Here is a 10,810-nt window from a genome sequence, read left to right as displayed (position 1 = left end):
CCGCACAACGGAGTGCGGCACTCCGACACTGCGCCCGCCACGTCCCCGACCAGGGGTGGCGGGCGCAGTGGCGTTCTGTAGTCGTATCGATGCGTTCCGCTGAACTGGTGGCGTGGCGAGGACTACGCTTTTCGTGGAGCGAGGGCACTGCGGAAGCGGGGAGTTGGCTGATGGCCAAGCCGGAGGACGAGGGTGGCGCGGAGACGCCGTATGAGTTCGCCCGTGAGGAACTGCGGGGGAAGCGCGAGGCGGCGGGGTTGACCCAGGAGGGGTTGGGTGAGCGGATCTTCACCACGGGGTCGTACGTCGGGATGATGGAGAACGGTCAGCGCCGACTGCGCCCTGAGATCGCAAAACTCATCGACAGGGAGCTGAACACGGGGGACTACTTCTTCCGCCTGGCCAGGGCGTTCAAGTCCAAGCACGTCGAATACTTCGCCGCCGCAGCCGAGTTGGAGGGTCTGGCGACGGCCATCTATGAGTATGCCCCCACTCTGGTTCCCGGGTTGCTCCAGACGGCGGACTACGCCCGCGCGGTGATCCGGGCCGCCAGCCCTACCGCGCTTGCCGAGCGCGTTGAAGCCCTGGTCGCGGCACGCATTGAACGCGCACGGCTCCTCGGCGATCCGGAGACCCCTGAGATGTGGGTCGTCCTGCACGAGGCGGTGCTGCGGACTGCGGTCGGGGGGCCTGCGGTGATGGCCGCTCAGCTGCGGCACATCTCGTCGTACGTTCGTGCCCATCGGATCACCGTGCAGGTGGTGCCGTTCTCGGCCGGCGCCCATGGCGTCCTGGATGCGTCTGTGAGGATCATGCAGTTCGCTGACGCGCCCGATGTGGCTTACACCGAGGGGCCCCACGCAGGGCAGTTGCTCGACTATCCGGCTCTGGTTCAGCGCCACTGGAAGTCATACGATCTTGCCAGGGCCGCTGCGTTGTCACCGGAGGCGTCCCTGACCTTGATGGATTCGGTGGCGGAGGAGCACGCGACATGCGCGCAGACATAAACGGCCTGTCCTGGCGGACGTCCTCGTACACCAACGGGGAAGGCGGCAACTGCGTCGAGGTGTCCGACGACCTCCCCGGTATCGTCCCCGTCCGCGACAGCAAGCTCGCGGGCGCAGGCCCAGTGTTGCTGTTTCCGGTTACCGCTTGGGCGTCGTTCATTCGGGACGTGAAGCGCTGAGCCTGATCTCGTACCGCAACTGCTGACGCCCTCCCGGCATGACCATCAGGTCCGCCTGGATCGGGCGGTCCGCCGCGTCGTAGGTGGTGCGGGCGAGCTGGAGGACCGGTTCGCCCGCCCCGAGATGGAGCTGCCTTCGTTCGCCGCTGTCCGGCATGCGCGCGGTCACGCTCTCGACGACTCGCACGCCGACGTGGCCGAGGGCGGTCAGCAGTGTCACGGCGCCGCCGCGGATCTTCGCTGTGCCGGCCAGTGGAGTGCCCGCAGCGATGCCGAGGGGGTAGTAGGTGTCCGTCAACTCGGTGGGCTCGTCGTCGAGTTCGATCAGCCTGCGGCGGACCACGACGGCCGCACCGGCTGCCAGGCCGAGCATCCAGGCGACCTCGGGTGGGGCGGTGACCTGTCCCGCGTGCAGGATGCGCTGCCCGCCCCTGCGGCCCGCAGACTTGGCCTCGTCGGTCCACGCGTCTGTGTCCCCGGCGGCGCGTGGAGTCAGGTAGGGCATCGACGTACTGGTCCAGCCGCTGCTGCTCACGATGTCTCCTGCGCATCCGATTCGCCCTGCATGCTCCACGTTAAGCGACGGCGCCCCTCGTACTTCGGCGCGTGCGGCGATGCCCCAGCGCCCACCAAGTCCCGGACCAGGGAGGCGGGCGCTGTGGCGTGGGCGGGTGCTACTCGGGCTGGACGACCGTGGCGCCCCAGCGTATGGACGGGGTCGAGGTCGTCACCTGGGCTCCGAAGCCGCCCCGGAGGTCGGTGCCCAGGGGGACGGTGACGCGGGTCGGGCTGGTACCGGGGCAGTCGACCGTGAAGGGGGCCGGGTCGCGGTCCGGGTGGTTGTCGAGGTGGAAGGTCACCTCGATGCTGCCGCCGCCCGCGCAGCCGAAGGTGATGAGGGTGTCCAGCGAGGGGGAGAGGCCGCCCGAGACGAAGCCGCTGGAGCCGGTCTGCTCGGGGATCCAGATCAGCCCGTCGGGCCCCGGGTAGCCGACGATCTCGTCCGCCGGTGCGGCCTGGGCCGTGCCTGCCGCGAGGGTCAGCGTCAGTGCCGCGGCCAGCGCCGTGATCGTGGCGGCTTTGCCGCGCCGTCCGTGTGTCTGCTTCCCGTAGGCGTGGTTCTTCATGTGATCCCCCATGGTGTTTTCGGTTGTATCCGACATCGATCACGTTAACCAACGGCACTGACAACGGACTTCGCGCGCTTCGTCGCCCGGTACGCGGACGGGGTACGGGTCGCCGAGGTACGCGCCAGCGACTTCCTCGGGGCGACCGCGGTCGGCCTCTTCCCCCTGATGGCGGTGCCCGCCGTACTGGCCGGTGCGCAGGCCGTGCTCCCGGTCGCCCTGGAGGAGCCGCACAGCTGGTCCTACGTGGACGACGTCGCCCGCACCCTGATCGCCGTCGGGGGACACGGCGACGCCTGGGGCGGGCCTGGCACGTGCCGTCCACCTCGGAGCTGTCCCCGAGGGAGCTGATGAACGCGCTGGCCGAGATAGCCGGGGCGCCGGCCCCGCGGCTGCGGACCATGACGCGGGAGGAGCTCGACGCGGCGGTCGCGGCCGACGCGCTGATGGCCGAGCTCCCGGAGGTCGCGTACCAGTACACCGGCGAGCTGCTCCTCGACGCCTCCGACACCGAGCGCGTGCTCGGCGTACGGGCCACGGAACAGGATCTCGTCCTGCGGGAGTTGGCATCGGTCTCTCGGTGAACCTTTCCGGTCACAGCACTAGGGACGTTCGGCGGCCAGCTCGTCGCCGAGCGGGCTGCGCCGGTAGAGGACCTGCCGGCCCTGGCGGGCCCGGGAGACCAGGCCGGCCGCGTACAGCACGCGCAGGTGCTGGGACACGGCGCTGGGCGTGACCCGCAGGCGGCGGGCGAGCTCGACCGTGGCCAGCGGCTCCGCCAGCAGGCCGAGCAGCCGCGCCCTCGGGGCGCCGAGGAGCGGGATGAGGGCGTCGGAGCGGGCGGGGGCGGGGTCGGGCGCCCAGAGCGTCGCCACCCCGCGGCTCGGGTACATCAGCGAGGGCGGTTCCTCCGGGCTGACCGGGGGCGCGGGCTTGTGGGCGAAGACGCAGGGGACGAGGAGGAGCCCCCGGCCGGACGCCCTGACCCGGTGCGTGGCGAGCATCTTGTCGATGTGCAGGACACCGTCGTGCCAGCGCAGGATGGGGTGCATGTCGGCGAAGAGCAGCCGGGCGCCGCCCATGGCCAGCCGTCGCGCGCGGTAGGTCATGTCGGCCTCCGCCACGAGCCTGAGCTGCGGCCACATCGGCTCGACGGCGATCTCCCAATACCGGTGCAGGAGCGCGCAGATGGTGTCGCGCAGGTCGGCGACGGCCGCGTCGTCGCCCGCGGTGGCGGCGTCCAGGGGCGCGGGCAGCCGGTCCGGCGCGTGCGTGGCCAGCAGGTCGCGGCGGACCAGTGCGGGCGGGGTCCGGCGGACGGTGGCGAGTTCGTCCGCGAAGGACGGGGCGAAGCTCGTGGGCCGGGGGGTCAGGAAGTCGGGGAGCGTGAGCCGCACCGCCACCAGGGACATCAGCAGGCCGGTGTCCAGCCCGCCGAGCGCCCCGAGGACGGCCCTGCGCCACGGAAGGTGGACGGCCGACAGGCCCGGATCGTGCAACACCCGCAGGCTCAGCACGGTCTCGCTCAAGGGCGACAGCGCGAAACGGGTGTCGGCGAGGTCTTCGACGCCGAGCTCGAAGCTGATCATTAAGGCCTACGCTACATCGATTGGCAGCGCACCGCCCGTGTCGTGGACTTCCCTCCATGACCTCCCCCACCCCCGCTCTTCTTTCCCGCACGGCCCCTTGGGGCGGTGGGCTGAGCCGCCGGCTGGTGCTGATCCTCGCCGTGACCTCCGGTGTGGCCGTGGGGAACCTCTACTTCCCGCAGGCCATCGCCCCGCTGATCGCCGCGGGCCTGGACGTCCCGGCCGACGGGGCCTCCCTGGTGGTGACCGCCACCCAGCTGGGATACACGGCAGGGATGGTCCTGCTGGTGCCGCTCGGCGACCGGCTCCGGCACCGCCCGCTCCTGGTCGTACTGCTCGCCCTGACCGGCCTGGCCCTGCTCGGCGCGGGCTGCGCCCCGGCGATGCCGCCGCTGGTGGCCGCGAGCGTCCTGATCGGGCTGAGTACGGTGGCCGCGCAGATCATCGGGCCGCTGGCGGCGGGCCTGGTGGCACCCGACCACCGGGGCGCGGTGATCGGCACCCTGCTGAGCGGATCGACCGGGGGCATGCTGCTGGCCCGTACGTTCGGCGGGACGCTCGGCGAGTGGCTGGGCTGGCGGGCTCCCTACCTGGTGGCCTCCGTCGTGGCTCTGGTCCTGGCGGCCGTCATCGCGCACGCCGTGCCGGACACGTCCCCGGCCGCGCCCGCGCCCCCGCCCGCCTCCGCCTCCGCCGCCCTACGGTCGTACGCCGCGCTCCTGATCGAACCGCTGCGCCTGCTGCGCGCCGAGCCGGAACTGCGCCGCTCCTGCTTGTACCAGGCCGCGGTCTTCGGGGGGTTCTCGGCCGCCTGGACCAGCCTGGCCCTGCTGCTGACCGGCCCGGCCTACCGCCTGGGGGCCGAGGCCGTCGGCCTGCTCGCCCTGGTCGGCGGGGTCACCATGCTGTGCACCCCGGTCGCCGGGCGCCTCGTGGACCGCCACGGGCCGGGCCCGGTGAACCTCGTCTCCCTGCTCGGCGTCCTCGTCGCGGCCGCGGTCCTCGCCGCGGGCGCCCTGGGTGGCGCGGCCGGTCTGGCCGCGCTGACCGCGGGGACCCTGCTGCTGGACGTCGCCATGCAGTGCGGCATGGTCGCCAACCAGTCGCGGGTGTACGCCCTGCGCCCGGACGCCCGCAGCCGGCTCAACACCGCCTACATGACCTGCGCCTACCTGGGCGGCACCGCCGGCTCCTGGCTCGGCGTCCGCGCCCACGCCGCGTTCGGCTGGCCGGCGGTCTGCGCACTGATCGCACTCCTCGCCGCGGCGGCTCTGGCCCGCCACCTGTCCCCGGGCGGCAGCCGGAGCGGCCGCCCGTCCTGACGGGCCCGCGCCCCGCCTCACTCGTGCGGGTGATGCACGCATCTGCGGGGCCCCTCAGCGCAGTTGAGGGGCCCCGCGGTCTGGTAACCATCTCCCTCATGGCCCCCACCCGAACGCTGCTGAGCGGACTCCTCGGCGCTGCCCTGCTGTTCCCCGTGCTGCCCGCGGCGGCGGACGCGCGGACCGTCGACGCGCGAACCATTGACTACGCCGGGCTGCGCCTCACCGTCCCCGACGGCTGGCGCGTCGTCGACCTCGACCGCGATCCCGCCGCTTGCCTCCGCCTGGACCTGCCCACCCTCTACCTCGGGCACGCCGGCACCCAGACCGAATGCACCGGCCGGGCCGTCGCCGACCGCGCCGACACCCTGCACCTGGAACCCCTCGACGGGGCCCCGCCGCGCGCCGACATCCCGACGATCGAAGTGGAGGGCGGCGCCGTACCGTCCGTGGACGAGGCCCCCGCCGACAGCAACGAACTGCGGTACGAGCTGCGCCGCGCCGGAATCATGGCCACCATCTCCTACGGAGCCAGGCCCGACGCCGTACGAGAGCTCCTGGCGGCGGCGGCCCGCGCGGTGTCGGCCGGGCCCCCCGGCTGGGACGGGGCCGTCGCCGAGCCCGCGCTGGCAGCGCCTGCGCCCCGTAGCGCCCAGGAGCCCTTCACCGGCGAGGGGTTCGACGCCTGCACCGCCCCGACCCAGAAGGCCATGGACACCTGGCGGGCCGATTCCCCCTTCGGCGCGATCGGCATCTACATCGGCGGCCGGGCCCGGGCCTGCGCCCAGCCGCAGCTCACGGCCGGCTGGGTCGAGCGGCAGGCCGCGGCGGGCTGGCACCTGATGCCGATCTGGGTGGGCCGGCAGCCCTGGAGCAACTCCGGCAGCGGCCTGTCCACCGACCCCTCCGAGGCCGACGGGCAGGGCCGGTCCGCCGCCGACGGCGCGGTGGACGCGGCCCGGTCGCTGGGCCTGGCCGAGGGCACGGTGCTCTACAACGACCTGGAGAACTACACCGACCGCGCCACCTGGGACGCTCCGGTCGTCGCCTACCTGACCGCTTGGACCCAGCGGCTGCACGAGCTGGGCTACCGCTCCGCCGCCTACGTCTCGGCGAGCTCCGGGGCCAAGGCGCTGAGCGCCCACTACCACCAGGCCCCCGAAGCGATGCCGGACGTGCTGTGGGTCGCCCGCTGGAACCTCTCGGCCTCCGTCGGCGACGCCGAGATGGGCCTGCCCGAGGGCACCGCCCAGTGGGCCGGCCCGCGCCGGGCCCACCAGTTCCGCGGCGACCACGACGCCACCTACGGCGGGGTCACCATCAACATCGACCGCAACTGGGTGGAGGTGGACCCCGCCGCCCTCGGCCCGGTCGGCGGGATCCTCCCGCTCAGCTAGCGGGCGCCGCCGGAGAGCCCGGAGAGCCCGGAGAGCCCGGAGCTTCCGGCGCGCTCGGCGTGCTCGGCTCCGGGTCCTCGCGCGGCGGCTCGTCGTCGTTGCCCCGGCGGATCGTGCGCAGCCCGCGCGCCGGGGTCCACGACCGCACCACCAGGTCGTCGCCCTCCACGCCGATGTGGACGACCTCCGTCAGGTCGGCGTGGAAGAGGTGGAAGGGGTGCGGGGTCTCCGTCTCCTCCGCGTACCGGTGCAGCTCCGGCGGGTCCACGAGCTCCACCGCGCGCCCGGAGATCCGTACGTCCCCGTCCGGCATCTCCTCGCCCGCGCCCGGATTCGTGTGCAGGGCGAAGCGCGGGTCGCGCTGGAGGTCCTTGGCCTTCATCGAGCCCGCCATCATGCCGAGCCACAGCTCCCCACCGCGGAAGTCGACGTTCAGCCCGGCCACCCGCGGGGAGCCGTCCTTGCGGAGGGTGGCCAGGACATGGTGCGGATACTGCGCGAAGCGGGCCCGGACGGCCGCCGCGAACTCCGGTTCCGCTTTCTCGAACGCTGCCCAGTTGTTCATCGTCATACGTCCATCAAAGCGCGGGGCACTGACGACCGCCGCTCAGGCGCGCACGATGCCCGCGCCGCGCGCCGCCTCCAGCCATGCCGGGAACTCACCGACCAGGCGGTCGTACAGCTCCGCGTCCGGGACGGTGCGCGGATCCAGACCCGCGTGGAAGTAGCCCGCGTTGTCCACTTCCCGCTTCGCGGGAACGGGCAGTTCGTCCAGCCGGCGCAGGAAGTCGAACTGGGTGCTGCGCGTGTTGCCGAAGCCGACGAACTGCCAGAAGAGCGGCAGCCGGGCCGCCTTGCACAGGTACCTCTCGGCCGCGAGCTTGTTGATCGGCCCGCCGTCCGTCTGGAAGACGACGAGGGCCGGCAGCGTCGACCCCGAGTCCTGGTAGTGGTCGATCACCGCGTCCATCGCCGCGTGATAGGCCGTCTTGCCCATGTGGCCGAGCCGGGAGGCGATCTCGGCGACCCGGCCCTCGTGCCCGGCGAGGGAGATCTCCTCCACCGCGTCGACCTCGGTGGAGAAGAACACCACCGGCACGCGGGCGTCGTCGGTCAGGTGCGCGGACAGCCCCAGCACCCGGTCCGCGAGGGCCTGCACGCTGCCGTCCGCGTAGTACGGGCGCATCGAACCGGAGTGGTCCAGGACCAGGTATACGGCGGCGCGCCCGCCCTCCATGCCGTGCTTGCGCAGGGAGACCCCGGCGCTCTTGTAGAGGCTCACGAGCGCCGGAGCCGTTTCCTCGACCTTGCGGAGGTTTATCGCACTGCCCGTCATGGGGCGAGGGTACGTCAGCCCGTCCCGGCGGCCAGCGCGTCGATGTCGTCCAGCATGGCGGCGGCGAGGTCGCGCTCCGAGGCGTAGTACCGCTCGGCCCACTTGAGGGTCAGCGTCGGGTACGCCCACGCCGGCTCGTCCTTCGCGTCCTGTGCGTCGGCCATCGCCAGCCCGCGCATCTGCTCCGCGAACTCCTGGTGCCGGACGAGGACTTCGCGCAGCTGCTCCGGCTCCAGCAGGTGGCCCAGCCACAGCCGCAGCATCGGCCCGTGCTTGAGGACGGAGGGGTCGACCGGGGCCTCGCGGGCCCATTCCCGTACGGCCGCCATTCCTTCGCCGGTGATCCGGTACACCCGCTTGTCGCGGGTCCCGGTGTCCTGGGCGACCATCCGCGAGGAGGCGTAGCCCGCCTTCTCCAGGCGCTTGAGCTCGCTGTAGATCTGACTGAAGGACGGGCTCCAGTAGAAGAACCGAAGCGACCGGTCCGACCACTTCTTCAGGTCGTAGCCGGAGAGCTCCTCGCCGAAGGAGAGCAGCCCGAGCACCGCCCAGCCGGTCGCGGGGAGCGCGCGCCTGTTCGTCTCGTCTGCCACGCGGCGCAGTCTACGACCGGGCTTCGCGGAGCCCTTCCCGCTCCCCTCCATGCCTGCTAGAAGTATTCCTATTCGAAATAGTCGCGAGGGGTTGGAGGACTACGCGGTGATCTCCCTCGATGGAAAGGTGGTCGTCGTCACCGGCGCCGGGCGCGGCCAGGGCGCGGCCGGGGCCCGGCTGTTCGCGGAGGCGGGGGCGCGGGTCGTCGTCACCGACGTACGGGAGGACGAGGGCCGGGCCGTGGCCGCCGCACTGGGCAACCAGGGCCTGTACGTACGGCACGACGTGGCCGACGAGGCGAGCTGGGCGGGGGTGGTGCGCGAGGCGGTCTCGGCCTTCGGAACCGTTTCGGCGCTGGTCAACAACGCGGCCCTGTGGCGCACGGCCCACGTGGAGGAGCAGCGGCTCGAAGACTTCGAGACGTTGTTGCGGGTCAACCTCCTCGGGCCCTTCCTCGGCATCCAGGCGGTGGCCCCGGTGCTGCGCGCGGGCGGGGGCGGCTCGATCGTGAACATCTCCTCCACCGCCGGACTGGTCGGGATACCGGGCCATGCGGCCTACGGATCCACGAAGTTCGGGCTGCGCGGACTGACCCGCTCGGCGGCGCTGGACCTCGCCGGGGACCGGATCCGGGTCAACTCGGTGCACCCGGGGGCCATCGGCACCCCGATGGTGGCCGAGGCGGTCGCGGGCCGGGACTGGTCGCACGTACCGCTGGGGCGGATGGGCCGGCCGCAGGAGGTCGGGGAGCTCGTCCTCTTCCTCTGCTCGGACGCCTCCTCGTACGTGACGGGCGCGGAGTTCGCGGTCGACGGCGGCATGACCGCGGGCTGACCGCGTGATGACCACGGGATGAGCGGTCCCCTGTCGCCGGCCTGGGCGGCATGATGTGTCCATGGCTGAACTGATGCGGAGGCTGGTCGGGGCGCTCCTGCGCAACTCCCTTCTCCTGGCAGTGGAGTTCGGTGCGATCTGGCTGCTACGGGGCCCCGAGTGGGCCTGGGTCCCGGTCCTGCTGGCCGTCTTCGTCGTCGGCGCGGCCGTACCGCACGGCACCGGCGCGGAGTTCGTGGCCCGCACCGCGATCGCGCTGTTCGCGGTGGGGATCGTGGTGCTCGCCGGGATCACCTGGGACCGGCACACCCTCCACGACCGCGGCCGTGAGGAAGAGGCGGTCGTGACCTCCCGCACGATGGTGCAGGACGGCTCCGGCTACACCCCGTCCCTGAGGCTGCGGACGGTGGCGGGCCGCGACCTGCCCGGACCGGTGGCCCTGAACCTGGCGGTCGGCGCCCGCCTGACGGTGACGGTCGACCCCGGAGGCCGGGCCTGGTCCCTGGGCACCCGCCCGCCCGCCCCGGTCGGGGAGGCCACGGCCACGGGCACGCTCCTCCTGCTCCAGACCACCACCCTGGGCTGGCTCTGCCTGCGCCGCCCCCGGCCCTGAGACGGGCCTTTGCCGCCGGGGGCGTTGGCGTCGCGCGAAGTGATCGAAAACAATGGGCACATGACAACACGCGCCCGCTCCTTCGATGCCGCCGCCGCGCTGTACGCCGCGGCGCGGCCCGGCTATCCGCCCGCCCTGTTCGATGCCGTCGAGGAGTTGGCCGGGCGGCCGCTCGCCGGGGCGCGCGTGGCCGACGTAGGGGCGGGGACCGGGATCGCCACCACGGCGCTGCACGCGCGCGGGGCCGACGTGCTCGCCGTGGAGCCCGGCGACGGGATGGCCGCCGAGTTCCGCCGGGCGAACCCGGCGATCCCGCTCGTGCGCGGGGACGGGGACCGGCTGCCTCTGGCGACCGGCGCGTTCGACCTCCTCACCTACGCGCAGGCCTGGCACTGGACCGACCCGGAGCGCTCCGTCCCCGAGGCCCGGCGGGTGCTGCGCCCCGGCGGCGCGCTCGCCATCTGGTGGAACGACACGGATTCCACCACCCCCTGGATCGCCGAGCAGGAGGAGCGGCTCCGTGTCTTCTTCGGGGCTGCCCAAGGGGTGAACGGCTACCGCACCCTGCCGAAGGGGCTCGACGGGTTCACCACGCGCACCCTGCGCTGGTCCCGGCGCATCACGCTGGACGACCACCTCGCCAACCTCGCCAGCCACTCCGCCTTCCTGGTCCTCGGCGAGGCCGGCACCCGTGAGTTCATGGAGGCCGAGCGCGAGCGGCTCAGCCCGCTCTTCCCGGACGGCACGGTCGAGGAGCAGTACGTCGTGAGCCTCAGCGTCGCCCTGGTGTGACGCGGGGGCGTGTGGTGGTC

Annotated in this window: 14 protein-coding genes; 8 read left to right on the top strand and 6 right to left on the bottom strand. The window is 72.8% G+C overall.

The window, feature by feature from the left end; all coding sequences use genetic code 11:
- Positions 1-170 precede the first annotated feature (170 nt).
- Both ACZ45T_RS19230 and ACZ45T_RS19225 read left to right on the top strand, forming a co-directional pair.
- Positions 171-1,007 (top strand): helix-turn-helix domain-containing protein, encoded by an 837-nt coding sequence (locus ACZ45T_RS19230; protein WP_468442721.1) that lies wholly within the window; start codon positions 171-173, stop codon positions 1,005-1,007.
- Entirely contained in the window at positions 992-1,186 is a 195-nt protein-coding gene (locus ACZ45T_RS19225) for a DUF397 domain-containing protein (RefSeq protein WP_468442719.1), read from the top strand. Before ACZ45T_RS19230 ends, ACZ45T_RS19225 begins: the two co-directional genes overlap by 16 nt.
- On the opposite strand, the gene ACZ45T_RS19220 is transcribed toward ACZ45T_RS19225, so the two are convergent.
- Both ACZ45T_RS19220 and ACZ45T_RS19215 read right to left on the bottom strand, forming a co-directional pair.
- A complete protein-coding gene (locus ACZ45T_RS19220) occupies positions 1,164-1,721 on the bottom strand; it encodes a GntR family transcriptional regulator (RefSeq protein WP_468442717.1) in 558 nt (185 codons plus the stop codon). The two genes, ACZ45T_RS19225 and ACZ45T_RS19220, sit on opposite strands and share 23 nt — an antisense overlap.
- 139 nt (positions 1,722-1,860) lie before the next feature.
- Positions 1,861-2,313: a hypothetical protein gene (locus tag ACZ45T_RS19215; RefSeq protein ID WP_468442715.1), complete on the bottom strand. Its 453-nt coding sequence runs from the start codon at positions 2,311-2,313 to the stop codon at positions 1,861-1,863.
- Between the two features lie 314 nt (positions 2,314-2,627).
- Between ACZ45T_RS19215 and ACZ45T_RS19210 the strand changes: the two genes are divergently transcribed.
- Positions 2,628-2,897 (top strand): hypothetical protein, encoded by a 270-nt coding sequence (locus ACZ45T_RS19210; protein WP_468442713.1) that lies wholly within the window; start codon positions 2,628-2,630, stop codon positions 2,895-2,897.
- A gap of 18 nt (positions 2,898-2,915) precedes the next feature.
- Here ACZ45T_RS19210 and ACZ45T_RS19205 read toward each other — a convergent pair whose 3' ends face one another.
- Positions 2,916-3,902, bottom strand: a complete 987-nt coding sequence (locus tag ACZ45T_RS19205; protein WP_468442711.1) for an ArsR/SmtB family transcription factor — start codon at positions 3,900-3,902, stop codon at positions 2,916-2,918.
- Positions 3,903-3,958: 56 nt separating this feature from the next.
- On the opposite strand from ACZ45T_RS19205, the gene ACZ45T_RS19200 reads away from it, so the two are divergent.
- Both ACZ45T_RS19200 and ACZ45T_RS19195 read left to right on the top strand, forming a co-directional pair.
- The gene (locus ACZ45T_RS19200; RefSeq protein ID WP_468442709.1) at positions 3,959-5,224 is read left to right on the top strand and encodes an MFS transporter; all 1,266 of its coding nucleotides are present in this window, start codon (positions 3,959-3,961) and stop codon (positions 5,222-5,224) included.
- Between the two features lie 98 nt (positions 5,225-5,322).
- Positions 5,323-6,621, top strand: a complete 1,299-nt coding sequence (locus ACZ45T_RS19195) for a DUF1906 domain-containing protein (protein ID WP_468442707.1) — start codon at positions 5,323-5,325, stop codon at positions 6,619-6,621.
- On the opposite strand, the gene ACZ45T_RS19190 is transcribed toward ACZ45T_RS19195, so the two are convergent.
- The 3 genes from ACZ45T_RS19190 to ACZ45T_RS19180 are packed head-to-tail and all read right to left on the bottom strand — an operon-like array spanning position 6,614 to position 8,601.
- Positions 6,614-7,192, bottom strand: a complete 579-nt coding sequence (locus tag ACZ45T_RS19190) for a pyridoxamine 5'-phosphate oxidase family protein (protein ID WP_468442705.1) — start codon at positions 7,190-7,192, stop codon at positions 6,614-6,616. The genes ACZ45T_RS19195 and ACZ45T_RS19190 overlap by 8 nt on opposite strands.
- Before the next feature lie 36 nt (positions 7,193-7,228).
- Entirely contained in the window at positions 7,229-7,957 is a 729-nt protein-coding gene (locus ACZ45T_RS19185) for a vWA domain-containing protein (RefSeq protein ID WP_468442703.1), read from the bottom strand.
- 14 nt (positions 7,958-7,971) lie between these two features.
- A complete protein-coding gene (locus tag ACZ45T_RS19180; RefSeq protein ID WP_468442701.1) occupies positions 7,972-8,601 on the bottom strand; it encodes a PadR family transcriptional regulator in 630 nt (209 codons plus the stop codon).
- Positions 8,602-8,656: 55 nt separating this feature from the next.
- Between ACZ45T_RS19180 and ACZ45T_RS19175 the strand changes: the two genes are divergently transcribed.
- From ACZ45T_RS19175 to ACZ45T_RS19165, 3 genes are all read left to right on the top strand, one after another.
- Positions 8,657-9,385 carry a glucose 1-dehydrogenase gene (locus tag ACZ45T_RS19175; RefSeq protein WP_468442699.1) on the top strand — a complete coding sequence of 243 codons (729 nt, stop codon included), beginning with the start codon at positions 8,657-8,659 and terminating at the stop codon, positions 9,383-9,385.
- 61 nt (positions 9,386-9,446) lie between these two features.
- Positions 9,447-9,998 (top strand): hypothetical protein, encoded by a 552-nt coding sequence (locus tag ACZ45T_RS19170; RefSeq protein ID WP_468442697.1) that lies wholly within the window; start codon positions 9,447-9,449, stop codon positions 9,996-9,998.
- A 60-nt stretch (positions 9,999-10,058) separates the two neighbouring features.
- Positions 10,059-10,790 (top strand): class I SAM-dependent methyltransferase, encoded by a 732-nt coding sequence (locus tag ACZ45T_RS19165; protein ID WP_468442695.1) that lies wholly within the window; start codon positions 10,059-10,061, stop codon positions 10,788-10,790.
- Positions 10,791-10,810 lie beyond the last annotated feature (20 nt).

The sequence above is a fragment of the Streptomyces sp. NPDC030995 genome, from assembly GCF_055571215.1.
The sequence above is the reverse complement of the archived record's forward strand: the minus strand, read 5'-3'. Positions and strand labels throughout refer to the sequence as shown.

Coding starts and splice junctions, on each gene's coding strand:
- ACZ45T_RS19230 (WP_468442721.1), top strand. CDS start 171: ATGGCCAAGCCGGAGGACGAGGGTGGCGCGGAGACGCCGTATGAGTTC.
- ACZ45T_RS19225 (WP_468442719.1), top strand. CDS start 992: ATGCGCGCAGACATAAACGGCCTGTCCTGGCGGACGTCCTCGTACACC.
- ACZ45T_RS19215 (WP_468442715.1), bottom strand. CDS start 2,313: ATGAAGAACCACGCCTACGGGAAGCAGACACACGGACGGCGCGGCAAA.
- ACZ45T_RS19205 (WP_468442711.1), bottom strand. CDS start 3,902: ATGATCAGCTTCGAGCTCGGCGTCGAAGACCTCGCCGACACCCGTTTC.
- ACZ45T_RS19200 (WP_468442709.1), top strand. CDS start 3,959: ATGACCTCCCCCACCCCCGCTCTTCTTTCCCGCACGGCCCCTTGGGGC.
- ACZ45T_RS19195 (WP_468442707.1), top strand. CDS start 5,323: ATGGCCCCCACCCGAACGCTGCTGAGCGGACTCCTCGGCGCTGCCCTG.
- ACZ45T_RS19190 (WP_468442705.1), bottom strand. CDS start 7,192: ATGACGATGAACAACTGGGCAGCGTTCGAGAAAGCGGAACCGGAGTTC.
- ACZ45T_RS19185 (WP_468442703.1), bottom strand. CDS start 7,957: ATGACGGGCAGTGCGATAAACCTCCGCAAGGTCGAGGAAACGGCTCCG.
- ACZ45T_RS19180 (WP_468442701.1), bottom strand. CDS start 8,601: ATGGAGGGGAGCGGGAAGGGCTCCGCGAAGCCCGGTCGTAGACTGCGC.
- ACZ45T_RS19170 (WP_468442697.1), top strand. CDS start 9,447: ATGGCTGAACTGATGCGGAGGCTGGTCGGGGCGCTCCTGCGCAACTCC.
- ACZ45T_RS19165 (WP_468442695.1), top strand. CDS start 10,059: ATGACAACACGCGCCCGCTCCTTCGATGCCGCCGCCGCGCTGTACGCC.